The organism is Pseudomonas sp. ok272 (genome assembly GCF_900109995.1).
Taxonomy (GTDB): Bacteria; Pseudomonadota; Gammaproteobacteria; order Pseudomonadales; family Pseudomonadaceae; genus Aquipseudomonas.
Map to the genome: position 1 here is coordinate 108,396 of NZ_FOCB01000013.1, position 24,019 is coordinate 132,414.

20 protein-coding genes and 2 pseudogenes are annotated in these 24,019 nt (G+C 62.3%); 12 read left to right on the plus strand and 10 right to left on the minus strand.

The window, feature by feature from the left end; all coding sequences use genetic code 11:
* The first annotated feature begins 65 nt into the window (after positions 1 to 65).
* Complete coding sequence (gene lpxC / locus BMW74_RS18710) at positions 66 to 977, plus strand: UDP-3-O-acyl-N-acetylglucosamine deacetylase (RefSeq protein ID WP_093424909.1); 912 nt, start codon at positions 66 to 68, stop codon at positions 975 to 977.
* 130 nt (positions 978 to 1,107) lie between these two features.
* Here the strand turns inward: lpxC and BMW74_RS18715 are convergent, their stop codons facing one another.
* Positions 1,108 to 2,616, minus strand: coding sequence for a sensor domain-containing diguanylate cyclase (locus BMW74_RS18715; RefSeq protein ID WP_093424912.1), 1,509 nt, complete (start codon positions 2,614 to 2,616; stop codon positions 1,108 to 1,110).
* Positions 2,617 to 2,674: 58 nt separating this feature from the next.
* On the opposite strand from BMW74_RS18715, the gene BMW74_RS24945 reads away from it, so the two are divergent.
* The gene (locus BMW74_RS24945) at positions 2,675 to 3,001 is read left to right on the plus strand and encodes a hypothetical protein (RefSeq protein WP_139208429.1); all 327 of its coding nucleotides are present in this window, start codon (positions 2,675 to 2,677) and stop codon (positions 2,999 to 3,001) included.
* Between the two features lie 34 nt (positions 3,002 to 3,035).
* Here the strand turns inward: BMW74_RS24945 and BMW74_RS18720 are convergent, their stop codons facing one another.
* The 5 genes from BMW74_RS18720 to BMW74_RS18740 form a co-directional block, all read right to left on the minus strand.
* Positions 3,036 to 3,260, minus strand: a complete 225-nt coding sequence (locus BMW74_RS18720) for a hypothetical protein (protein ID WP_093424915.1) — start codon at positions 3,258 to 3,260, stop codon at positions 3,036 to 3,038.
* A 304-nt stretch (positions 3,261 to 3,564) separates the two neighbouring features.
* A complete protein-coding gene (locus BMW74_RS18725) occupies positions 3,565 to 4,929 on the minus strand; it encodes a heavy metal sensor histidine kinase (protein ID WP_093424918.1) in 1,365 nt (454 codons plus the stop codon).
* Positions 4,919 to 5,596 (minus strand): heavy metal response regulator transcription factor, encoded by a 678-nt coding sequence (locus tag BMW74_RS18730; protein WP_093424922.1) that lies wholly within the window; start codon positions 5,594 to 5,596, stop codon positions 4,919 to 4,921. Before BMW74_RS18730 ends, BMW74_RS18725 begins: the two co-directional genes overlap by 11 nt.
* A gap of 8 nt (positions 5,597 to 5,604) precedes the next feature.
* On the minus strand, positions 5,605 to 8,700 hold the full coding sequence (locus BMW74_RS18735) for a multidrug efflux RND transporter permease subunit (protein ID WP_093424926.1): 3,096 nt from the start codon (positions 8,698 to 8,700) through the stop codon (positions 5,605 to 5,607).
* On the minus strand, positions 8,697 to 9,860 hold the full coding sequence (locus BMW74_RS18740) for an efflux RND transporter periplasmic adaptor subunit (RefSeq protein WP_093424930.1): 1,164 nt from the start codon (positions 9,858 to 9,860) through the stop codon (positions 8,697 to 8,699). The genes BMW74_RS18735 and BMW74_RS18740 overlap by 4 nt, the downstream gene beginning before the upstream one ends.
* A 306-nt stretch (positions 9,861 to 10,166) precedes the next feature.
* Here BMW74_RS18740 and BMW74_RS18745 point away from each other — a divergent pair, with 306 nt between their 5' ends.
* From BMW74_RS18745 to BMW74_RS25775, 3 genes and pseudogenes are all read left to right on the plus strand, one after another.
* Positions 10,167 to 10,412, plus strand: coding sequence for a hypothetical protein (locus BMW74_RS18745; protein ID WP_093424932.1), 246 nt, complete (start codon positions 10,167 to 10,169; stop codon positions 10,410 to 10,412).
* Between the two features lie 153 nt (positions 10,413 to 10,565).
* A pseudogene (locus tag BMW74_RS25770) lies at positions 10,566 to 10,847 on the plus strand (PAS domain-containing protein); the annotation flags it as partial.
* 303 nt (positions 10,848 to 11,150) lie between these two features.
* A pseudogene (locus BMW74_RS25775) lies at positions 11,151 to 12,149 on the plus strand (methyl-accepting chemotaxis protein); the annotation flags it as partial.
* Here BMW74_RS25775 and BMW74_RS18755 read toward each other — a convergent pair.
* The 4 genes from BMW74_RS18755 to norR all read right to left on the minus strand — a co-directional run bounded on the left by BMW74_RS18755 (position 12,150) and on the right by norR (position 15,803).
* On the minus strand, positions 12,150 to 12,476 hold the full coding sequence (locus BMW74_RS18755) for a hypothetical protein (RefSeq protein WP_093424938.1): 327 nt from the start codon (positions 12,474 to 12,476) through the stop codon (positions 12,150 to 12,152).
* Between the two features lie 170 nt (positions 12,477 to 12,646).
* A complete protein-coding gene (locus tag BMW74_RS18760; RefSeq protein ID WP_175479257.1) occupies positions 12,647 to 13,129 on the minus strand; it encodes a GNAT family N-acetyltransferase in 483 nt (160 codons plus the stop codon).
* A gap of 3 nt (positions 13,130 to 13,132) precedes the next feature.
* Positions 13,133 to 14,035, minus strand: a complete 903-nt coding sequence (locus BMW74_RS18765; protein ID WP_093424940.1) for a chemotaxis protein CheV — start codon at positions 14,033 to 14,035, stop codon at positions 13,133 to 13,135.
* 214 nt (positions 14,036 to 14,249) lie between these two features.
* Positions 14,250 to 15,803, minus strand: a complete 1,554-nt coding sequence (gene norR / locus BMW74_RS18770) for a nitric oxide reductase transcriptional regulator NorR (protein ID WP_093424943.1) — start codon at positions 15,801 to 15,803, stop codon at positions 14,250 to 14,252.
* Between the two features lie 158 nt (positions 15,804 to 15,961).
* Between norR and hmpA the strand changes: the two genes are divergently transcribed.
* The 7 genes from hmpA to cyoE all read left to right on the plus strand — a co-directional run bounded on the left by hmpA (position 15,962) and on the right by cyoE (position 23,585).
* Positions 15,962 to 17,143, plus strand: a complete 1,182-nt coding sequence (hmpA, locus tag BMW74_RS18775; RefSeq protein ID WP_093424946.1) for an NO-inducible flavohemoprotein — start codon at positions 15,962 to 15,964, stop codon at positions 17,141 to 17,143.
* A 269-nt stretch (positions 17,144 to 17,412) separates the two neighbouring features.
* Entirely contained in the window at positions 17,413 to 17,922 is a 510-nt protein-coding gene (locus tag BMW74_RS18780) for a disulfide bond formation protein B (protein ID WP_093424949.1), read from the plus strand.
* A gap of 814 nt (positions 17,923 to 18,736) precedes the next feature.
* Positions 18,737 to 19,687, plus strand: a complete 951-nt coding sequence (cyoA, locus tag BMW74_RS18790; protein WP_093424952.1) for a ubiquinol oxidase subunit II — start codon at positions 18,737 to 18,739, stop codon at positions 19,685 to 19,687.
* A 3-nt stretch (positions 19,688 to 19,690) separates the two neighbouring features.
* A complete protein-coding gene (cyoB, locus tag BMW74_RS18795) occupies positions 19,691 to 21,721 on the plus strand; it encodes a cytochrome o ubiquinol oxidase subunit I (protein ID WP_093424955.1) in 2,031 nt (676 codons plus the stop codon).
* A gap of 3 nt (positions 21,722 to 21,724) precedes the next feature.
* On the plus strand, positions 21,725 to 22,351 hold the full coding sequence (locus BMW74_RS18800) for a cytochrome o ubiquinol oxidase subunit III (RefSeq protein ID WP_093424958.1): 627 nt from the start codon (positions 21,725 to 21,727) through the stop codon (positions 22,349 to 22,351).
* Positions 22,351 to 22,686: a cytochrome o ubiquinol oxidase subunit IV gene (gene cyoD / locus BMW74_RS18805; protein ID WP_093424960.1), complete on the plus strand. Its 336-nt coding sequence runs from the start codon at positions 22,351 to 22,353 to the stop codon at positions 22,684 to 22,686. Before BMW74_RS18800 ends, cyoD begins: the two co-directional genes overlap by 1 nt.
* Positions 22,687 to 22,697: 11 nt before the next feature.
* The gene (gene cyoE / locus BMW74_RS18810) at positions 22,698 to 23,585 is read left to right on the plus strand and encodes a heme o synthase (RefSeq protein ID WP_093424963.1); all 888 of its coding nucleotides are present in this window, start codon (positions 22,698 to 22,700) and stop codon (positions 23,583 to 23,585) included.
* Positions 23,586 to 24,019 lie beyond the last annotated feature (434 nt).

Here is a 24,019-nt window from a genome sequence, read left to right on the forward strand (position 1 = left end):
GGTCTGCTATTATCGCCAGCCTTTGTTGATACCAGTTCGCAATTTGCGCTGAAGCGGTCCAAGCCATGATTAAACAACGCACCCTGAAAAATATTATCCGTGCCACAGGTGTAGGCCTGCACTCTGGGGAGAAGGTATACCTGACCCTCAAGCCTGCGCCCGTCGACACCGGCATCGTGTTTTGTCGTGCCGACCTGGACCCTGTGGTGCAGATCCCTGCTCGCGCAGAAAACGTTGGCGAAACCACGATGTCGACCACTCTGGTCAACGGTGACGTCAAAGTAGACACGGTGGAGCATTTGCTCTCGGCCATGGCTGGCCTGGGCATCGATAACGCCTACGTCGAGCTCTCCGCGTCCGAAGTCCCGATCATGGATGGTAGCGCTGGACCTTTCGTATTCCTGATTCAATCGGCCGGCCTGGAAGAACAGGACGCGCCGAAGAAGTTCATCCGCATCCTGCGTGAAGTGACAGTGGAAGATGGCGACAAGCGCGCCACTTTCGTCCCTTTCGAAGGCTTCAAGGTGAGCTTCGAGATCGATTTTGATCACCCAGTGTTCCGTGACCGCACCCAAAGTGCCAGCGTGGATTTTTCCAGCACTTCGTTTGTAAAAGAAGTCAGCCGCGCCCGGACCTTCGGTTTCATGAGTGATATCGAGTACCTGCGCAAGCACAACCTCGCACTCGGCGGTAGCGTTGAAAACGCCATCGTGGTGGATGCGGATGGTGTACTGAACGAAGACGGCCTTCGCTATGAAGACGAATTCGTGAAGCACAAGATCCTCGACGCCATTGGCGACCTCTACCTGCTGGGCAATAGCCTGATTGGTGAGTTCAAGGGTTTCAAGTCGGGCCATGCACTGAACAACCAGCTTCTGCGCAAATTGATTGAGCAGACAGATGCTTGGGAAGTTGTGACCTTCGACGATGCCAGCACTGCACCGATCTCTTACATGCGTCCAGTTGCGGCCGTGTAACCAAAAACCTCTCTAGTTTTTAAGGGCTGCCTTCGGGTGGCCTTTTTTTATGCCCGGGTGTCGAGGCGGATGCCGGCATAACGCTTGTAGGAGCGAGGCTTGCCCGCGAAGAGGCGATCCACCGAACCGATTACCCCAGCGCACTGACCACGCAATTGCGCCCGCGGCGCTTGGCCTCATACAGCGCCTTGTCGGCGGTGTGCATCAGGTTCTCCAGGTCCTGGCCTGGTTCAGCGGTGGAGGTGCTGAGGCCGATGCTGACGGTCATCGGCGATTCATCGCCCTCGAACGACGACATGTGCTCGACCGCTGCGCGGATCTTTTCGGCCGTGCGCAAGGCGCCGGCGGCGTCAGTCTCGGCCAGCACCACGGCAAATTCCTCGCCGCCGTACCGGGCCACAAGATCGGCGGGACGACGGATGTTTTCGCCGATGACCTTGGCCAGTACCCGCAGCGCATCGTCACCTCCCTGATGGCCGTGGCGGTCGTTGAAGGCCTTGAAGTGGTCAGCATCGATCATCAGCACCGACAGCGGCTTGCCCGAACGCATGGCGCGGGACCATTCGCGTTTCAGCACCTGGTCCAGGGTGCGCCGGTTGGCGACGCCGGTGAGGGCGTCGACGGCCGCCTGTTGTGCCAACTCCTTCTCGGCGTGATGGCGCAGGCGCAACTCGCGGCACAGCAGCAAGGTCAGCCACATCAGACCGATGCACAGCGCCCCGGTTGCGCCGCTGATGATGTAGGCCGTGCGCTTCCAGGTGGCGAACACCTCGTCCAGCGACAGGGCCACGCTGACCGTCAGCGGTAGATTGCCAACACGGGAGAAGGTGTACAGGCGGCCGCGCTGGTCCAGGCTGGAGATGCTGCTGAAGCTGCCGGTGCCTTCGCGCAGCATCCGCGCCACGTTGGGTCGGGCGCCATAGCTGCGGCCAATGCTGTCGGTTTCCAGCATCGGTACTTGCGCCAGCAGGATGCCGTCCTTGTCGAGCACATTGAGGGTGCTGTCGATGCCGATGTTCAGGGCGCTGAGCAGTTCGTTAAAGTACGCCAGGCGCATTGACGCCACCGCGACGCCGAGAAACTCACCGCTGGGCGAGGAAATGCGCCGGCTGAAGCTGATGCGCCATTCATCGGCGTCGGGACAGTCGCAGCGCGGCTTGAACGGGCGGCTGATGAACAGGCCGGTGTCGCTGCTGCGCACATGGGCCTGGAAGTAATCTCGGTCGGCGAAGTTCCCCGGCTTGGGCGTGAGCAGCGATGAGTCGGCGATCACGTTGCCCTGCTTGTCGAGCAACAACAGGTCGCCTTTGAAGCGCGCGCTGCTTGAACGGTCGAACAGCACCAGGTGGCGGATCTGCGGTGAGACCCCTTGCAAGTCGTCACGCTGGGAGGCCGCGACCAACCCTTGCAGCGCCAAGTCATAGAGTTCGACGTTGCGCAGTACATCGGCGTTGATCAGTTGCACGATGTTGGTCGCCGAGCGGGTGGCCGACTGCATGGCGTTGGCGTGTTCGCGAATCAGCAGGAAGGTGACGATGGCCAGGATGGCGATGACGGTCAGTGAGCTACCGAGAATCAGCATGAACTCTGGCCGACGGGTATTACCTGTCACGGGGAGGTGCGTGCGGCTGGGGGTCATGGTTCTGATTTCTGCACGGGGACGTCTTCAGCGTAGTACCCGAACGGATTCGGGAGGCATGGCAGATATCAGTTCAGTGATTATTTTTCCAAGCCTCTATATAAATCCCGGGGCTGAAAAAGGCCAGCCCCAGCCGCCGCTCCAGGTCATGCGGTGCCGTTCAGGGGGTAATTGTCATCGTTGGTGGCCAGGTCGCTATCGTTGCGGCGATTGCAACGAACGGTGGTTTGAAGGGGGCGGTGAGGCGCAGTGCCTGGGGTCAGTAGTGTTTGTGGTCAGGGTGTTTTTTGTTCAGTGGTTATCGGTGGCGGGGCTTTCAAACAGCATAAAAAAAGCCGCTGATAGCAGCGGCCTGGAAGACAACTGGATGAGGGAAAGAGCCTGATCAAGTGTCCGGGGAAAGCGATGGGGCTTGGCAATCAGCTGTCTTTTTCAGCCTGTGGCTGTGCTTGATTGAACGTTGCCTGTGGGGCTTGGGATGGGGCTTGGGCCTTGGCGGTCAGTTCGGCCTGGGCCTGGTCGAAGGCGGCGGCGCGTGCGGTGTTGTGCGCGACAAAGGCCGGCGATTCCTCGGCCATGACGAGCGGCGAGAGGAACAGGGACGACAAAACGAACGCGCTGGCAATACCCATACTGTTGGACATCTTTAGGACCTTCTTGCTTGGCAAGTGCTGTTTGGTGCGGGCAAAGATAAGGGGCAAGAGGCGGGGGAAACAGCGTGGATTGGATAAAGGACTGTTGCGTCAGCGGCAATAGTGGTTGGTCCTGTGTACAGCCAGGCAACGATTATCCCTTGTGGGATTGCCGCATCGTCGCGAAGACGGCCTTCCGGCCGACCAATGTTTCTCGGGTGTATTCGATCCTCTGTGGGAGCGAGGGCGGCTTGCCGGCGAAAGCGGCCCGACACTCAGTATCGAGTTCTCTGCCTGACGGCTTTCGCAAGCAAGCTCACACCGGCAGGTAGATGCCAAACGTGTTGATCCCAGCATCGCTGCGCGCAAACACATCGCCGCCGTGCATCAGGGCTATTGCCTTGACGATGGCCAGGCCCAGGCCATGGTTGGCGCCGCTGTTGCTGCGTGAGGCGTCGACCCGATAGAAGCGTTCGAACAGCCGCGTCAGGTGCTCGCGGGCAATCGGTTCGCCGGGGTTGGCGACGCCCAGGCGTACCCGGCCTTCCTGGGCTTCGATGTGCACCTCGATGACTTGCCCGGGCTCGGTGTGTTGCACGGCGTTGTTCAGCAGGTTGATCAGGGCTCGGCGCAGGTGGGCGATTTCGATTCGCACCAGGGCGTCGCCACTGACGTGCACCTTGACCTGGGCGTCTTCGAGGATGAAGTCCAGATAGTCCAGGGTCGTGGCCACTTCTGCGGCCAGCGAGGTGGCGGTGAGTTGGGTGGCTTTGCTGCCCTGGTCGGCGCTGGCCAGGAACAGCATGTCGTTGATGATGCTGCGCAGGCGTTCCAGCTCTTCGAGGTTCGATTGCAGCACTTCAAAGTAGTGTTCGGCCGAACGTCCGCGTGTCAGCGCCACTTGGGTCTGGCCGATCAGGTTGGTCAGGGGCGAGCGCAGTTCATGGGCGACGTCGGCGTTGAACGACTCCAGCCGCGTGTACGCCTGCTCGACCCGTTCTAGGGTGGAGTTGAACGAGCTGACGAACTGATTGAGTTCTGGCGGCAACGGTGACAACTGCAGGCGCGCCGACAGCAGTGGAGGGGCCAGGCGCTGGACTTCGTCGGACAGTTTGATCAGCGGTTTGAGGCCGATCCGGGCGACCCAGTAGCCCAAGGCCGAGGCCAACAGTACACCGACGATGGCCAGGCTGATCAGGGCCACCAGCAGGTGATGCTGGGTTTCATAGACGGTCTGGGTGTCGATGCCGATCATGAAGCGTAGCGGCGGACGCTGGTCCTTGGCCGGGAGCTGGCTGACCAGCACTTTGAGCGGGTAGGGCTGGCCCGGCAGGTGCAGGTCGCGCATGCCCAGCGGACCTTGGGCGAAGGCGCGGATCGGTGGGGTGACGTTGCCGTACTCGTACGCCGGGTCGCCGCTGATGACCCAGAAATTGATGCGCTTGTCTTCTTCGCCCAGCAGGTTGAGCTTGCTGGTGATCTTGACCCAGTGCTCCGGCGTGCCGAAGCGTCCCAGGCTGGATTCGAGCACGCTGTAGCGCGCGTCCAGCTCGGCTTCCGGCAACAGGCCCAGGCCTTTGTCGACCTGCTGGTACAACGCCCAGCCGATCAACAGGAACACCAGCGCCGCCACCAGCGTGAACATCCCGCTCAGGCGCAAGGCGATGGAGTTACGAGGCACTGCGGCTCTCCAGCACATAGCCCATGCCACGGATGGTGTGCAGCAGCTTCTCTTCGAATGGCCCGTCGATTTTCGCCCGCAGGCGCTTGATCGCCACTTCGACGACGTTGGCGTCGCTGTCGAAATTGATGTCCCAGACCATCTCGGCAATCGAGGTCTTGGAGAGGATTTCACCCTGGCGCCGGGCCAGGACGCTGAGCAGCGAGAACTCCTTGGCGGTCAGGTCCAGTCGCGTGCCGGCGCGGGTCGCCTTGCGGCTGATCAGGTCGATCCACAGGTCGGCGACGGTCACTTGCACCGGCTCGTGGCCACCGCTGCGCCGGGTCAGGGCTTGCAGGCGGGCGACCAGTTCGAGGAAGGAAAACGGCTTGCCCAGGTAATCGTCGGCGCCTTCGCGCAGGCCGCGGACGCGGTCTTCCACCCGCTCGCGGGCGGTGAGCATGATCACCGGTGTCTGTTTGCGCGCACGCAGGGCGCGCAGTACGCCGTAGCCGTCCAGGCCCGGCAGCATCACATCGAGGATGATCACTGCGTAGTCGTTTTCCAGCGCCAGGTGCAGGCCTTCGACGCCATCGGGGGCCAGGTCCACGGTGTAGCCTTGCTCCGTCAGGCCGCGGTACAGGTAGTCCGCGGTTTTCTCTTCGTCTTCGATAATCAGGACACGCATGACCCGCCTCAGTGTGTGTTCGCCAGCGCGGGCGCGGGCGTGGGCCGATGGAACAGCCGCTCAAGCGTCAAGTATATGACCGGCGTAGTAAACAGCGTCAGCGCCTGGCTGACCAACAAGCCACCGACCACCGCGATGCCCAGCGGCTGGCGCATTTCGGCGCCGGTGCCGTGGCCGAGCATCAGCGGCAGGGCGCCGAGCAGGGCGGCCAGGGTGGTCATGATGATCGGCCGGAACCGGGTGATACAGGCCTTGAAGATCGCCTCTTGCGGTGACAGCCCGCCATTGCGTTGGGCGTCGAGCGCGAAGTCGATCATCAGGATGCCGTTCTTCTTGACGATACCGATCAGCAGCACCAGGCCGATCAGCGCCATGATCGAGAAGTCCTGGCCAAGGATCCACAGCATCATCACCGCCCCGAGGCCGGCCGAGGGCAAGGTCGAGATGATCGTCAGCGGGTGCACAAAGCTCTCATAGAGCACGCCGAGAATGATGTACACCGCCACCAGCGCCGCGAGGATCAGCCACGGCTGGCTGGCCAGTGAACTCTGGAACGCCTGGGCCGCGCCCTGGAAGTTGCCGTTGATCGAGGCCGGCATGCCGATCTCGGCCTTGGCCTGGTTGAGCAGGATCACCGCGTCGCCCAGCGCCACGCCGGGCGCCAGGTTGAACGACAGGTTGGCGGCCGGGAACATGCCGTCGTGGGCGATGGACAGCGGGCCGACCGTCGGCGGGTCGAAACGGGCCAGCGCCGACAGCGGCACCATGTCGCCGCTGAGCGGTGAGCGCAGGTAGAAAAACGCCAGGCTCTCGGCCTTGCCCCGTTGCCGGGTATCGAGTTCCAGGATCACGTTGTACTGGTTGATCTGGGTCTGAAACTCATTGACCTGGCGCTGGCCGAAGGCGTCGTAGAGCGCCTCGTCGACATCGCTGGCGGTCAGGCCGAAGCGTGCCGCCGCCGCGCGGTCGATGCTGATGTGGGTGATGCTGCCGCCCAGTTGCAGGTCGTTGGAGATGTCACGAAAGGCCGGGATGCCGCGCAGTTTCTCGGTCAGGCGCTGGGTCCACAGGTTGAGCGTGGGACCGTCGTTGCTCTTGAGCACGTATTGATACTGGGCGCGGCTGGGACCGGAACTGAGGTTGATGTCTTGCCCGGCGCGCAGGTACAGGACGATGCCGGGGACGGCCATCAGCTTGGGGCGGATCCGGTCGATGAACTGGCTGGCCGAGACGTCGCGCTCGCCCCGTGGTTTGAGGGCGATCCAGAAGCGGCCGTTGGCGATGGTCTGGTTGCTGCCCGAAACCCCCACCGAGTGTGAAAACGCTTGCACGGCGGGGTCGGCGGCGACTATCTCGGCCATCGCCAGGTGTTTTTTCACCATGTCGTTGTAGGAAATGTCGGCAGCGGCCTCGGTGGTGCCGAGGATAAAACCGGTGTCCTGGATCGGAAAGAACCCCTTGGGGATATACACATAGCCCGCGATGGCCAGGCCCAGCGTGAGGCCGAAGATCCCAAGCATCCATTTCTGGTGGTCCAGGGCGCGACGCAAGCCGCGTTCGTAGAACCCCAGCAGGCGCTCACTGAAACCGGGCCTGGCCTGGGCGTCGTGCTTGGGCGCGCGCATGAACAGCGCGGCGAGGGTCGGCGCCAGGGTCAGGGACACCACCACCGAAATCAGGATGGTCGAGGTGGCGGTCAGGGCGAACTCCTTGAACAGTCGCCCGACCACGCCGCCCATGAACAGCAGCGGAATGAACGCCGCCACCAACGAGAAGCTGATGGACACCACCGTGAAGCCAATCTCGCCGGCGCCCTTGATCGCCGCCTCGCGCATGCCATCGCCGGCCTCCAGGTGGCGGTGAATGTTCTCCACCACCACAATCGCATCGTCGACCACAAACCCCACGGCGATCACGATCGCCACCAGGGTCAGGTTGTTCAGGCTGAACCCCATCACGTACATCAGGGCGAAGCTGGCGATCAGCGACACCGCCAGCACGGCGGTGACAATCAGGGTTGCCGAGAGCTGGCGCAGGAACAGCGCCATCACCGCCACCACCAGCACAATGGCGATCAGCAGGGTCAACTCCACTTCATGCAACGAGGCGCGGATGGTCTGGGTGCGGTCGATCAGCACGTTGACCTGTACCGAGGCCGGGAGCATCGCCTCCAGGCCCGGCAGGGCGGCCTGGATCCGGTCCACGGTGTCGACAATGTTGGCACCGGGCTGACGCGAGATCACCAGGTTGACCCCCGGCCGGTCGCCGGACCAGGCCTGCACGTAGGCGTCTTCCGAACCGTTGATGACCTTGGCCACGTCCCGCAACTGGACCGGTGCACCGTCCTTGTAGGAAACAATCAACTGACCGTATTCCTCGGGGTGGAACAACTGGTCGTTGGTCGACAAGGTGGAGATGCTCGACTCGCCGTACAGCGCGCCCTTGGCCAGGTTGAGGCTGGTGTTCTGGATGGCCAGGCGGATGTCGGCCAGGGTCAGGCCGATGGCCGCGAGTTTGTCCGCCGAGGCCTGGACGCGGATCGCCGGGCGTTGCTGGCCGGTGATGTTGATCTGGCCGACGCCGTCGATCTGGCTCAATTGGCGCGCCAGCAAGGTTTCGGCGTAGTCGCTCAGTTCGGTGCCGGGCATCTGGGTCGAGCTGACGCTGAGGATCAGCACCGGGCTGTCGGCCGGGTTGACCTTGCGCCAGGTCGGGAGCGTGGGCATGTCCTTGGGCAGTTTGCCGGCGGCGGTGTTGATCGCCGCCTGGACTTCCTGGGCGGCGGTGTCGATGCTTTTGTCGAGGGTGAACTGCAGGGTCAGGTTGGTCGAACCCAAGGCACTGCTGGAGGTCATCTGGGTCATGCCGGGGATGGCGCTGAATTGCACCTCCAGGGGCGTGGCCACGGACGAGGCCATGGTGTCGGGGCTGGCGCCGGGCAGCGCGGCACTGACCTGGATCGTCGGGAACTCGGCCTCCGGCAGCGGCGCCACCGGCAGGCGCGGGAAGGCGATCAGGCCCAGCAGCACCAGGGCAAAGGTCAGCAGGACCGTGGCCACCGGGTGGTCGATGCACCAGGCACTGACGCCACGGTGCGCCTTCATGGCTGTTGCTCGGTGTTGGCCTGGGTCAACGCGGGCGGGTCACGCACGACCTGCACGCTCGCCCCCGGCTTGAGCCGCGACTGGCCGTCGCTGACCAGCACGTCCCCGGCCTGCACGCCCTTGATGATGTTCAGGTCGCTGTCCTGATAGACCATCTGCACCGGCACCGACTCGACCTTATCGCCCTTGACCCGGTACACGAAATGCTCGTCCAGCCCACGTTGGACCACCGTCGGCGGCACCACCAGGGCGCCCTGGTCCAGGCCCGTCTGGATCTTGATGGTCACCAGTTGCCCCGGCCACAGGGTCTGTCCGGCATTGTTGAACTCGGCCTTGGCACGCAGGGTGCCGGTGTTGGCGTTGATCTGGTTGTCGATCAGGCTCAGGTGGCCCTCACCCAGCAGCACGCCCGTCTGGCCATCGGTGTCGGCGCCCAGGTAGGCGTTGACCTTGGCTGCCGGGGTGGTGTTGATCAGCCCTTGCAGGGTCGGCAGCATTTGCTGGGGCAGGGAAAACTCGATGGCGATGGGGTCGATCTGGGTCACCGAGAACAGCCCGGTGGCATCGGCGGTGCGCAGGAAGTTGCCTTCATCGACATTACGAATACCGACCCGGCCGGTGACGGGGGAGCGAATCTGCGTGTAGGACAGCTGCACTTGCGCGGCATCGATGGCGGCCTGGTTGCCAAGCAGGGTGGCGCGCAATTGGTTGACCAGCGCTTGTTGCTGGTCGTAGGTCTGCTTGGACACACCGTCATCGACGCTCAGCAGTTTGTAGCGCTTGAGGTTGACCTCGGCCACCTGCAACTGGGCCTGGCTTTCGCCCAACAGTGCGCGGGCCTGATCGAGGCTGGCACGGATCGAGCGGTCGTCGATGGTGGCCAGCAGGTCCCCGGCCTTGACCGGCTGTCCTTCCTTGACCAGCAGGCGGGTGAGGATGCCGTCGATCTGCGGGCGAATGATCACACTGTGTAACGACAGCACCGAGCCAATACCGCTGACAAAACGCGGTACATCGCGCTCGGCGACACTGACCACGCGCACCGGGATCGCCGTGCTGGCCTTGAGCTTGGAGCTTGTCGGCCGGGTCATGGCCCACAAGCCGGCAGCCAGCACGGCGACGATGGCGCAGAGTACAAGGAAGGGTTTTTTGCTGGGCATCTGAGTCAATCGCCGGGGCCGGGTGGGTGAGGTCGCTCAAGGTTCGAAACCTGTGGGAGCGAGCCTGCTCGCGAAAAGGGCGTGTCAGTCGATATGCACCGCCTTCGCGAGCAGGCTCGCTCCCACAGTCTATCTCCAGCGCCTGAGCGCAGTGTCAGTTATAGCCCGCCGATCCGGTCAGGACCGTGACGGCTAACTGACAGCGCTGTCAGTAAAGGTCGCGGGCAGCAGACGGGCCGCGCAGGTATACTGGCGCCTTTCGCGGCCCATCATCGGGGCCGGACTCAATGCAACACCGGAGCATTCATGACTTCCCCGACACAAACGCCTGCGCCAGACGAGCAGGCCAACCTGCCCGACAGCGTCGACTCCAGCGCCGACAGCGACAGCCAACCGGCTATCCCGGCCTTCAAGTTCCCGTTCAAACCAGGTGAACTGGCGGCTGCCAAGGGCGGCAACCAGCCGTGGTACAAGAACGGCGCCAAGAACGGCCACACCAAAACCCCAGGCGCCGCGCCACCGGGCACGCGTCGTTCGATGGGCAAGCGCTGAGTCCTTTGCGGCTCGCAGGTCATGATTGACGATTTTTGACGTCAGTGATGGCTAAGTGCTCATTTACTGAGCCAGATCAGTAATTGTGGAATCAGTGCGCTTAGAGTCAGCAGTCCTGCCGACTCTTCTCATAAAAAACGAGCGCGCCTCCCAATGAAGATCAACCTTCCGGTTTCTGGGCGAAATGTGGACGTTGCCCCTGATGCGAACATCCTCTCGACCACCGATCTGACCAGCGCCATCACCTACGCCAACGCGGACTTCATCGACATCAGCGGCTACAGCCGCGAAGAGTTGCTGGGGTCGCCGCACAACCTGCTACGTCACCCGGACATGCCATCGGGGGCATTTGCCCATATGTGGGGCACGCTCAAGAGCGGGCGGTCGTGGATGGGCATGGTGAAGAACCGCTGCAAGAACGGCGATCACTATTGGGTCAGCGCCTACGTCACCCCCATGACCCGGGACGGTGTAGCGGTGGAGTATCAGTCGGTCAGGACCAAGCCCAGTGCCCGGCAGGTCGCGGCGGCGGAACGGGCCTATGCCCGGCTGCGCAGCCAACGTTCGCCGCTGCACCAGCGGTTACCTGCCGCGGGGCTGGGGCTCAAGCTGTGGGCGATGTGTTGCGCGGTGTGGCTTCCGGTCATGCTGCTTGTACCGTGGCTGGCGAGTGACTCGCCGTGGTGGCTGCCCCTGTTGCTGGCGCTGGGGGCGGCGGCGACCGGCCTGGGCGTCAACGTGCTGCTGCGGCCCCTGGCCCGCCTGACTCAACGCGCCCGGGACATCGCCGACAACCCGCTGAGCCAGCACATCTACACCGGACGGCGGGATGCCGTGGGCCAGATCGAGTTTGCCCTGCAGATGCAGGAGGCCCAGGTGGGCGCCGCCGTCGGGCGCATCGGCGATGCGTCGCAGCGCTTGTCCGGACTTGCCGCCGAACTGGTGGCGCATTTGCACAGCAGTCACGTCAGCATCCTCGAACAACAGGCGCAGACCGATCAGGTGGCCGCGGCGATCCATCAGATGGCCGTCAGCGTTGCAGAGGTTGCCAGTCATGCGCAGCACGCCTCGGAGGCGGCCAGTTGCGCCGAAGGTGCAACCCGTGACGGTCATGAGTTGGTCGGGGAGAGTCGCAGTGCGGTGCTGCTGATGGCTGACGAACTGATGCGCGCGGCGCAGGTGATTCATCAGCTTGAGGGGCGCAGCAGCGACATTTCCGGGGTGCTGGAAGTCATTCGCAGCATCGCCGAGCAAACCAATCTGCTGGCGCTCAACGCTGCCATCGAGGCGGCCCGTGCCGGCGATGCGGGACGTGGCTTTGCGGTGGTAGCCGATGAGGTCCGCGGGCTGGCCCAGCGCACGCAACAGTCGACCAACGAGATCCAGCGCATGATCAGCGCCCTGCAAGACGGTGCCCACGACGCCGTGCAAGCCATGGCGCAAAGCAGCCAGCATGTGCAAAGCAGCGTCGATCAGGCCGAGCGCGCGGCGGCCGCGCTGGACGGCATCAGCCAGCAGGTCAATCAGATCACCGAAATGAGCGTACAGATCGCTGCCGCCGTCGAGGAACAGAGCGCGGTCAGCGAAGACATCAACCGCAACATCAGTGGCATTCGCCAGGCCAGCGACGTGACGGTGATCGCTGGCCAGCAGAGCCAGGTCAACTCCCAGGATGTGGCGGCGCTGGCGCAAGACCTGCTAGCGCTGGCGCGGGAGTTCTGGCAGCGCCGGGGCTAGTTAGCGCGCCTTGAGGGCGGCGCCGACCGAGTCCCACTCCGTGACCTGGGCGGTCTTGGCCTGCTTGTTGTACAGGCACAGCTCCAGGCCTTGCTGGCCCTTCATGTGTTTCTGCGGGTACTGGCCTTGCAGCAACAGGGCGGTGTAGCCCACGCGGTCATCGAACTGCGCGGCGTTACCCACGGGTTTGCTCTGGCTGAGTTGGCTGGCCTGGGTGCAGGCGGCCAGCACCGCCTTGTCGTAGGCGGCCCAGGCGTTGGGGCTGGCGGCGTGGGCCTGGGTGGCGACGGCGGTGAGGGCGATGAACAGCAGGGTTGGGGTTTTCATGGTGGCGGTCCTGGGTGGGGGATGACCCAGGTTGGAGTATGGCTTAGGGATTGAGTTCGCCGCTCTGGGCCCCTTCGCGAGCAGGCTCGCTCCCACAATAGTTTCGCGGTGTGACATAGGTATCGGCGGGGCACTCATGTGGGAGCGAGCCTGCTCGCGAAGGCGACCGATCAGGTAGGCACAGGCTCGCGGCACACCACCCGCATCCCGGCGCTTTCATACAATCGCCGCGCCCGGTGGTTGTCTTCCAGTACCTTCAAATCCATACAGCGTTCGCGGCGTTGTTGAAACATCTTGAACGAATGCAGCAGCAGCGCCCGGCCCAGTCCTTGTCCCTGGGCACGGGGGTGCACCACCAGGTCCTTGAGGTACGCGCTGGTCCAGCCCTGGGCCACGCCGACGATGCCCTGGGCGTCGGCGGCGATCAAGCACAGGGAGGGAGCGTATTCGGCGTCGGTCTCAAAGCGTGCGCGCCAGGTATCGAGCGCCGGCACCTGGCCGCTGCCGTCCTGATAGCCCACACACAGCAGATGGTGCACGACGTCGGCCACGGCCGGACGGTACTCGCTCAGATGGATCCCCGCCGGCCAGAGGGCGGCGGGCAGTTCGCCGCCCAGGTCACGGCGCATCAACAGGCAGAACGTCTCGCTCACGTCTCAGTAACCTTGCTGGGCCACCGCCTTGGCAGCGTCGACCAGGCACTTGGTCAGCTCCGGCGAGGAGAATTTGGTCAGTACCGCGTTGGCCCCGGCCAGGCGGGCTTTCTCGCTGTTCATCGCGCTGTCCAGGGAGGTGTGCAGCAGCACGTACAGGTGGGCGAAGTCGGGGGTCTCGCGCAGGGTACGGGTGAAGGCGTAGCCGTCCATTTCCGACATCTCGATGTCCGAGACAATCAGGTTGATTTGCGCGGCGGTGCCTTGCAGCTCCAGCAAGCAGTCGATCGCGTCCTTGGCGCTGCGGGCGGTGTGGCAGTGCAGGCCGAGGTTGCGCAGGGTGTGCACCGACTGTTGCAGGGCGGTCTGGCTGTCATCGACCACCAGGATGCGCGCCGTGCCGAGGACCTCGGCGTCTTCCATGCTCAGTTCAGTGGGGGCCATTTCCACCGGTGGCGGGGCGATCCCGTGGATCACCTTCTCGATATCGAGCACTTGCACCAGCGTGCCGTCGACCGACGTCACGCCGGTGATGTAGGAGCGCACGCCGCCCGAGCCGTAGGGCGGTGGGCGGATGTCGGTGGTCAGGCAGTGGACGATCTTGCTCACCGCCTGCACGTGCAGGCCCTGCTTGGAGCGGCTGATGTCAGTGACGATCAGGCAGCCGCCGTCGGGGTCTTCCAGCGGCCGCTCGCCGATGGCCCGGCTCAGGTCGATCACCGCCAGTGACGCGCCGCGCAAGGTGGCGATGCCTTTGACGTGGGGGTGGGACTCCGGCAGCTTGGTCAGCGGCGGGCAGGGGATGATTTCACTGACTTTGAGCAGGTTGATCGCCATCAGCTTGCCGCTGCGCAGGGTGAACAGCAGGAGCGAGAGTGAGTCTGCGCGGGCTTTGTTGGAGGACATAAAAACCTTCTCTGGAAAAGGTGGTGGGCGAGGGTGGGCATCGCCAAAAACGAGTGATGCCGGGTTATCGACGTATTTGGGGCGGGCTTTAGTTTATTGGATGAAGGATCGGGCCCTTTCGCGAGCCGGCTCGCTCCCACAATAGCTGATCGTCAGAGACACGCTCACACAGCGACAATCCCCTGTGGGGGCGAGCCTGCTCGCGATGAGGCCCTCACTTCATCCCCAACCGCTTGGCCATGCGCCCCAGGTTCGCCCGGTCCAAGCCTAGCTCACGGGCGGCGCTGGCCCAGTTGTGTTGGTGGCGCTCAAGGCAGGCGCTGATCAATTGGCGCTGGTAGTTGTCGGTGGCCAGGCGCAGGTCGCCACCGACCATTGGCACCTCAGGCAGCGCTGTGCTGGCGGTCGGGGCGGCGACCGGGGTGTCGTGGGGCAGGTCCAGGTCGGCGGCGTCCAGGCTGAGGATTTTCGGCCGCTCGGGGCAGTTGCCCAAGGCTTTCAAGGCACTGCGGCCGATCAGGTGTTCCAGTTCGCGCACATTGCCCGGCCAGTGGTAGGCCAGCAGTGCCGCCTGGGCGTCGCCGGTCAGGCGCAGGCTGTTCAAGCCCATGCGCGAGCGGTTCTGCTCCAGGAAGTAGCCGGCCAGCAACAGCACATCGCGCCCGCGTTCACGCAACGCGGGCACCCGCAGCGGGTAGACACTCAGGCGGTGGTAGAAGTCGGCGCGGTATCGGCCGTTGCGCACCTCTTCGGCCAGGTCGCGGTTGGTGGCGGCGATCAGGCGCACGTCGACCCGGTGCTCCTGGTCCGAGCCCAGGCGTTGCAACTGGCCGCTTTGCAGCACGCGCAGCAGCTTGGCCTGCACCGTCAGCGACAATTCGCCGACTTCATCGAGAAACAAGGTGCCGCCGTTGGCCAGTTCGAACTTGCCGCGCCGGTCGTTGGTGGCGCCGGTGAAGGCGCCGCGTACATGTCCAAACAGCTCGCTTTCCACCAGGGTGTCGGGCAGCGCGGCGCAGTTGAGGCTGATGATGGGTTGCTCGCAGCGCGGGGAGGCGGCGTGAATGGCCTGGGCCACCAGCTCCTTGCCGACCCCGGTTTCGCCGGTGATCAGCACGGTCAGGTCACTGCCGCCGACCAGTGTGACCTCCTCCACCAAACGCTTGAGCGCCTTGCTCTGGCCGATCATCTCGCGCGGCTGCTGGCCGCTGGCCTGGCGATAGACCTCGGCGCGCTGATGCTCGTCTTCGGCGCGCAGGGCCAGGCGCTCGATGCGCTCGGCGGCGTTGACGGTCGCGGCGGCGAGGCTGGCGAAGGCGTGCAGGGCGTCCAGTTCGACGGCCTCGAACCGGGCCGGGTCCAGGGCATCGAGGGTCAGCAGGCCCCAGGGACGCTCATCGATGAACAGCGGGCAGCCCATGCAGTCGTGGACGTGCAGGTGATCCACGTGACCATCGACCAGGCCGTCATAGGGGTCGGGCAGTTCGCTGTCGGCGGCAAAACGCGTGGGGCCAGGGCTGGCGAGCAGGGCCTCGAAACGTGGATGCTCGCTGACCTTGAAGCGGCGCCCGAGGGTGTCGGTGCTCAGGCCGTCCACGGCCAGGGGCACCAGCCACTCACCGTCCAGGCGCAGCAGGGCGGCGGCGTCGCAGGGCAGCAGGGTGCGCATGGCTTCGAGCAGGCGGCGGTAGCGCTCGCGCTCGGGCAGTTCGCGGGAGAGATCGGCGACCAGGGGCAGCAGGGCGGTGAGCAGGGATTTTGCAGTCATAATGACTCCGTGTAGTCGAATCGACTATAAAGTAGTCGATGTCTATATGACTACACTTGTTTTAAATTGTTGATTTATATGATTTTAATATTTGGCACGAAAACTGATAGGTAAAGGGTAGTTCATCTAAAACAGCAGTCGTTCAGGAGTGACCCCTTATGCTGAGTGCCCAAGACCGTGCCATCGTCAAATCCACCGTGCCGCTGCTGGAAAGCGGTGGCGAAGCCCTGATCAGCCATTTCTACCGGATGATGCTGTCCGAGTACCCCGAAGTGCGTCCGCTGTTCAATCAGGCGCACCAAGCCAGCGGCGATCAACCCCGGGCCCTGGCCAATGGGGTGTTGATGTATGCGCGGCACATCGACCAACTCGATCAGTTGGGCGACCTGGTGGCCAAGATCATCAATAAGCACGTGGCCCTGCAAATCCTCCCCGAGCATTACCCGATTGTCGGCAGTTGCCTGCTGCGGGCGATCTCTGAGGTGCTGGGCGATGAGATCGCCACGCCTGAGGTGATGGCTGCCTGGGGCGCGGCCTACGGGCAACTGGCCGATATCCTGATGGGCGCCGAGGCGGCGATCTACGAGCAAAAGGCCCAGGCACCCGGTGGCTGGCGCGGGGCGCGGGCATTCACCTTGGTCAAACGCGTACAAGAAAGCGCGGAAATCACCTCGTTCTACTTTGCGCCGGCAGACCAGGGGCCGATTCTCGCCGCAGAGCCGGGCCAGTACATCGGCATGCAACTGGTGCTGGACGGTGAAGAAATACGCCGCAACTACTCGCTGTCCTCCCTGGGCACCGACGGCCAGTACCGTATCAGCGTCAAGCGCGAAGCCGGTGGCCGCGCGTCCAACTACCTGCACGACCAGTTCCAGGTCGGCGCCAGCATCCAGCTGTTCCCGCCGGCGGGTGAGTTCACCCTGGCCGCCAGCGACAAGCCGTTGGTGCTGATCAGCGGCGGCGTCGGCATCACCCCGACCCTGGCGATGCTCGAAGCGGCGCTGGCCACCGAGCGCCCGGTGCACTTTATCCACTGCGCGCGCAATGGCAGCGTGCATGCGTTCCGCGATTGGGTGGACGCGTTGGCCGAACGTTATCCACAGCTCAAACGATTCTATTGCTATGCCGAGGATGATGGTGTCAGCCCGGCAGGGCACCAGGTCGGCTTGTTGAGTCAGGAGCAATTGGGCCAGTGGCTGCCTGAGCAGCGCGACCTGGACGCTTACTTCCTGGGGCCTAAAGGGTTCATGGCCGTGATCAAGCGCCACCTCAAGGCGTTGGGCGTACCGGAGCAGCAGAGCCGCTATGAGTTCTTCGGGCCGGCGGCTGCGTTGGAGTAAGACAGACCGAGTTGCCTGCTTCGCGAGCAGGCTCGCTCCCACAAAGACCGTGCTGTGCACACATCATGCGTATGGCCCAGATCCAATGTGGGAGCGAGCCTGCTCGCGATGGCGACATTTGCCCCACCACAGAACCCACTGTTTAATCCGCGGTTAATTCCCTCCTGCACAATCCCCTGATAGTTCCGACCACACGCCGCGTGCCGCATGTCCGGGCTCGCGTGTAGACTGGCGACCATCGCCTGCATTCATGACAAAGGAAAACACGAATGAACGAGGAAATGATGCGGTTGGGCCGTGAGCGGCGCTTCCTGGTGTTGCTGGGGGTGATCTGCCTGGCGCTGATCGGTGGCGCGCTGTACATGCAAGTGGTGTTGGGCGAGGCGCCGTGCCCGCTGTGCATCCTGCAGCGGTATGCCCTGCTGCTGATCGCCCTCAGTGCGTTTGCCGGTGCGGCGATGCGCACCCGGCGCAGCATCACGGTCTTCGAAGGGCTGGTGGTGATCTTTGCCCTGGCGGGCGCTGCCACGGCGGCCCATCACGTCTACACCCAGTTCTATCCTGCTGTCAGCTGCGGTATCGATGTGTTGCAGCCGATTGTCGACAGCCTGCCATTGGCCACGCTCTTCCCGCTGGGCTTCCAGGTCGACGGTTTCTGCTCCACGCCTTACCCGCCGATCCTCGGCCTGTCACTGGCGCAGTGGGCGCTGGTGGCCTTTGTACTGACCGTGGTGCTGGTGCCCCTGCTGGTAGCGCGTAACCGCAAACACCTGGGCTGAAGCCTTCGACTGACCCGCGCCCGGTTCAACACAACGCCCCGGCCTCTGTAAAGAGGCCGGGGCGTTGTCGTTTCTGTGGCGGGGTAAAAGAATCGTGATGCGCAGCAAGAGAACGTGTGACAAGTATGCGACATGTTGTCACAGTGCGAGTGTCGCAATTCATTTCGGCGGTGTTTTTTAGTCACTACAAGATACAAATTATTAACCCGCGGATGGGCTTTTACTGAAAGCGCCAGCCGCGCCCTAACAGGCAGTTTTAACAGGCTCGGGCGAATGGCCAAGGGCCTTATAAAATGGGGGTTTCGCTCACTTAGGGAGCTATCTATATTCGCAGAAGCTGTCTGAACTGCGTCCAGTAGACCGGCAAAACTTGGGATTATTATTGGGAATGAATCTCGATATCGTCGAGGATCATCACAAGAACGGTTAGTGATTGTTGCTGCATTCGATAAAAATTATTTCTAGATGAGACATGGTTTATAAAACGTTACATATCTACAATCGCCCGCATTGAAATTCCGGCACTGCTCACCCCTGAGCAGAGAAGGGTGGTCGAGAAGCAGCGTCATCGTTTCGTGCGACCCCAGGTGTCGGCGCCTTCCCATAATCCGCACCAAATGGAATTGGTCTGTAACTAGGCCTTTGCCCACGAATTCGAATAAGAACTCACCGTTCGCCCGGGATGTGTCGTTCAGCGCTTAGCGCACGACGGGCAACCCTTATTCAATCCAAGAAAAATGCCAACCCTTGGCAGGGTGAAGTGTTGGCGATCAAAACCCAACTGCATTGCGCAAGCTGCTTTAGAGGTCGTGAGATGAGTAAAAACAGGTACCCCAGATTACTAGGCCTAGTGCCGCTGCTCGGCACGTTGTTGCTGGGAGGCTGCAACATGACCTTGCTCGATCCCAAGGGCCAGGTGGGCCTGGATGAGCGCAACCTGATCATCACCGCCACGCTGCTGATGCTCCTGGTCGTGGTCCCGGTCATCGTCATGACCTTCGCCTTCGCCTGGAAGTATCGCGCCTCGAACCAGAACGCCGACTACGCACCGAAATGGTCCCACTCCACCAAGATCGAAGTCGCGGTGTGGACGGTTCCGGTGCTGATCATCATTGCCCTGGGTTACGTCACCTACAAGTCGACCCACGCCCTGGACCCTTATCGCCCGCTGGATTCGGACGTCAAGCCGGTCACCATCGAGGTGGTCGCGATGGACTGGAAGTGGCTGTTCATCTACCCCGAACAAGGCATCGCCACGGTCAACAAGATCGTGTTCCCGGCCCATACCCCGATCAACTTCAAAGTCACCTCCGACACCGTGATGAACTCGTTCTTCATCCCGGGCCTGGGCGGCCAGATCTACGCGATGGCAGGCATGCAGACCAAGCTGCACCTGATCGCCAACCAGAACACCGAGCTTGAAGGCATCTCCGCCAACTACAGCGGCGCTGGTTTCACCGGCATGAAATTCAAGGCTATCGCCACGAGCCAGGAAGATTTCGACGCCTGGGTCAGTGAAGTCAAAAAGGCACCTAAACAGCTTGAAAAAGCTGAATACGAAGCCCTTTCCAAGCCCAGCCAGAACAACCCGGTCGAGCTCTACTCCTCGTTCACGCCGAACCTGTTCCAGACCATCGTCGACAAGTACGAAGGCATGAAACCAGGCAAGCCGATGCACCACGAGAAGCAAGAACATGAAGTGGCCGGTGCCGGTATGGAAGGCATGGACATGAGTTCGCATTCAGCTGCCGGGGCAGAGGAGTAAACGATGTTTGGTAAATTAAGTTGGGAAGCGATCCCATTCCACGAGCCGATCGTGATGGTGACCATCGCCATGATCGCCCTCGGTGGTCTGGCGGTGTTCGGGTTGATCACCTACTACAAGAAGTGGACCTACCTGTGGACCGAGTGGTTGACCTCGGTCGACCACAAGAAAATCGGCGTGATGTACATCATCGTCGCCATGGTCATGCTGCTGCGCGGCTTTGCCGACGCGATCATGATGCGTTCCCAGTTGGCCATGGCCACCGAGGGTTCGCCGGGCTACCTGCCGCCTGAACACTATGACCAGATCTTCACCGCCCACGGTGTGATCATGATCATCTTCATGGCGATGCCGTTCTTCACCGGCCTGATGAACCTGGCCGTGCCGCTGCAAATCGGCGCGCGTGACGTGGCGTACCCGTTCCTCAACTCCCTGAGCTTCTGGCTGTTGGTCTCCGGCGTCGTGCTGGTGAACCTGTCCCTGGGCGTCGGCGAATTCGCCCGTACCGGTTGGGTCGCCTATCCACCGCTGTCGGAACTGGGCTACAGCCCAGGCGTGGGTGTGGACTACTACATCTGGGCGCTACAGCTATCGGGGCTAGGTACGACATTAACCGGGGTCAACTTCCTGGCCACCGTGCTGAAAATGCGTACCCCGGGCATGAAGCTGATGGACATGCCGATCTTCACCTGGACCTGCACCTGGGCCAACGTCCTGATCGTCGCGTCCTTCCCGATCCTGACCGCTACCCTGGCACTGCTGACGCTTGACCGTTACATGGATTTCCACATCTTCACCAATGAGCTTGGTGGAAATCCGATGATGTACGTCAACCTGTTCTGGGCCTGGGGGCATCCGGAGGTGTACATCCTGATTCTGCCGGCGTTCGGGATCTTCTCCGAAGTCATCTCGACCTTCTCCGGCAAGCGCCTGTTCGGCCACCACTCGATGATCTACGCCAGTGGCGCGATCTCGATCCTGGGCTTCATGGTCTGGCTGCACCACTTCTTCACCATGGGCTCGGGGGCCAACGTCAACGCCTTCTTCGGCCTGGCGACGATGCTGATCTCGATCCCGACGGGGGTGAAGCTCTTCAACTGGCTGTTCACCATCTATCGCGGGCGACTGCGCTTCACCAGCCAGGTCCTGTGGACCCTGGGCTTCATGGTGACCTTCGCCATCGGCGGCATGACCGGCGTCCTGCTGGCCATCCCGGGCGCGGACTTCGTGCTGCACAACAGCCTGTTCGTGATCGCTCACTTCCACAACGTGATCATCGGCGGCGCCGTGTTCGGCTACATCGCCGGTTTCGGCTTCTACTTCCCTAAAGCGTTCGGCTTCAAGCTGCACGAAGGGTGGGGCAAGGCTGCGTTCTGGTTCTGGATCTCGGGCTTCTTCGTCGCGTTCATGCCGCTCTATGCACTGGGCTTCATGGGCATGACCCGTCGCCTGAACAGCACCACCAACCCGGAGTGGACCCCGTACCTGTACGTGGCCATGGTCGGCGCGGTGCTGATCGCCATCGGTATTGCCTGCCAGTTGATCCAGTTGTACGTCAGTGTGCGTGACCGCAAGAAGCCGGAAAACATGTGCGAAGCGGGCGATCCATGGAATGCCCACACGCTGGAATGGTCGACCTCGTCGCCGCCACCGTTCTACAACTTCGCCGTGCTGCCTAAGGCTGAAAGCATCGACCCGTTCACCGAAGCCAAGGAAAACGGCACCGCGTACCAGGCTCCGGCCAAGTACGAGCCGATCCACATGCCCAACAACACCGCGACCGGCGTGGTCATGGGGGCACTGTTGACCGTGTTCGGCTTCGCGATGATCTGGCACATCTGGTGGTTGGCCATCGCTGGCCTCGCCGGCACCGTGATCTATTTCGTGATCCACGCTGCCCGCGATGACCAGGGCTACATGGTGCCGGTTGAAACAATCGAACGCATCGAAGCCGAGCAGCGCCAACGCCTGATCGCCGCCAAAGCGATCCCGGCCGGTGCTACCCGTGTTGAAACCTCGTTGGAACAGGCTTAAACCATGTCGAACTTAGTGACCAATGCTGGACACACCCATGTCGATGGACATGGGCACGATGACCATCACCACGACGCGGGCGAGATGACCGTCTTCGGTTTCTGGCTCTACCTGATGACCGACTGCATCCTGTTTGCGTCGATCTTCGCGGTGTACGCGGTACTGGTAAACAACGTTGCCGGTGGCCCGTCGGGCCACGACATCTTCGAGCTGCCGTACGTGCTGGGTGAAACCGCGCTGCTGCTGTTCAGCTCGATCACCTACGGCTTCGCCATGCTGGCGCTGTTCAAGGGCAAGAAGAACCAGGTCCTGGGCTGGCTGGCCATGACCTTCCTGTTCGGTGCCGGCTTCATCGGCATGGAGATCAACGAGTTCCACATGCTGATCTCCGAGGGCTACGGCCCTAGCCGTTCGGGCTTCCTGTCCGGGTTCTTCACCCTGGTCGGCACCCACGGGCTGCACGTGACCAGCGGCCTGATCTGGATGGCGATCATGATGTATCAGGTGCAGAAGAACGGTCTGACGGCCACCAACAAGACTCGCCTGAGCTGCCTGAGCCTGTTCTGGCACTTCCTGGACGTGGTGTGGATCTGCGTCTTCACCGTTGTTTACCTGATGGGGACTCTGTAATGGCTAACGCTCATTCCCATGATGGCCACGACGCCGGCCACGGCAGCGTCAAGTCCTATGCCATCGGCTTCATCCTGTCGGTGATCCTGACCGTCATTCCGTTTGGCCTAGTGATGTACCCATCGCTGCCAAAAGTCGTGACCCTGTGGATCGTCCTGGCCTTCGCCGTGATCCAGGTGCTGGTGCACTTGGTGTACTTCCTGCACCTGGACCGTTCCGCTGCCCAGCGTAACAACGTGATCGCGTTTATCTTCGCCGCCTTGGTCATTGTCCTGTTGGTAGGCCTGTCGCTGTGGATCATGTTGAGCATCCACACTGTCATGATGGCGCACTGAGGAAAATCCGGATGTCCTTAAAGCACTTTATCCAAATCACCAAGCCGGGGATCATTTTCGGTAACGTGCTTTCTGTGGCAGGCGGGTTCTTCTTGGCCTCCAAAGGGCATGTCGACCTGGCCATCTTCCTGGCGGCGATGATCGGCACGTCCCTGGTCGTGGCGTCGGGTTGCGTGTTCAACAACTGCATCGACCGTGACATTGACCTGAAGATGGAGCGCACCAAGAACCGGGTGCTGGTGCAGGGCTTGATCTCCCTGAAGCTGGCGCTGGTCTACGCGACGGTCCTGGGGGTTGCCGGCGTCGCGCTGCTGTACGCGGTGGCCAATCCGTTGGCGGCGTTGTTCGCGGTGATCGGCTTTGTCATCTATGTCGGCTTCTACAGCCTGTACCTCAAGCGCAAGTCGGTTCACGGCACGCTGGTGGGCAGTTTGTCGGGGGCGATGCCGCCGGTGATTGGTTACGTGGCGGTGACGAACAGCTTTGACATGGCGGCGCTGACGTTGCTGGTGATGTTCAGCCTGTGGCAGATGCCGCATTCTTATGCCATTGCGATCTTTCGCTTCAATGATTACCTGGCGGCATCGATTCCGGTGCTGCCGGTCAAGCGCGGGATCAAGGTGGCGAAGAAGCACATTCTGATCTACATCCTGGCCTTCCTGGTGGCGACCTTGATGTTGACCTTCAGTGGCTATGCCGGGATGAGTTATCTGGCGGTGGCCGCGGCGATGGGCATGTATTGGTTGTACATGGCCTGGACGGGTTACAAGGCGGTGGATGATACGGTCTGGGCACGCAAGTTGTTTGTGTTCTCGATCTTCACCATCACGGCGTTGAGTGTGATGATGTCGCTGGATTTCAAGGTGCCGGCGGAGTTGTTGCTGACGTACGCGCCTTAGGGTTCACGGTTGTACCAAGACCCCGCCTTCGAGAGATGTGCGGGGTTTTTTGTTGTGGCGGGGTGGATCTGTGGGAGTGCGCCTGGCAGCCGGTCAGTATTTTGCGGGTGCACTCGATCTACTGTGGGGCCTTCTGGCCGGTCTAGCTCTGGCGGATGTACCCCAATCCAAAACTGTGGGAGCGGGCTTGCTCGCGAAGGCGGCCTCCCGGCCGGCCTAGCTCTGGCGGATGTACCACGATCTAAATTGTGGGAGCGGGCTTGTCGGATCGCCGCACCGTCGCGAAGGCGGCCTGACAGCCGGCCTGGCTCTGGCGGGTGTACATATCCGTTGCTGCGGTAACGGCTGCTTATGGTTTCGCCCTTACGGCGAGTCCCTTTTGGCAAACGCCGGAGTGCCGGCCCAGCCCAAAGGAACCAAAAGGTCTCGCCCCG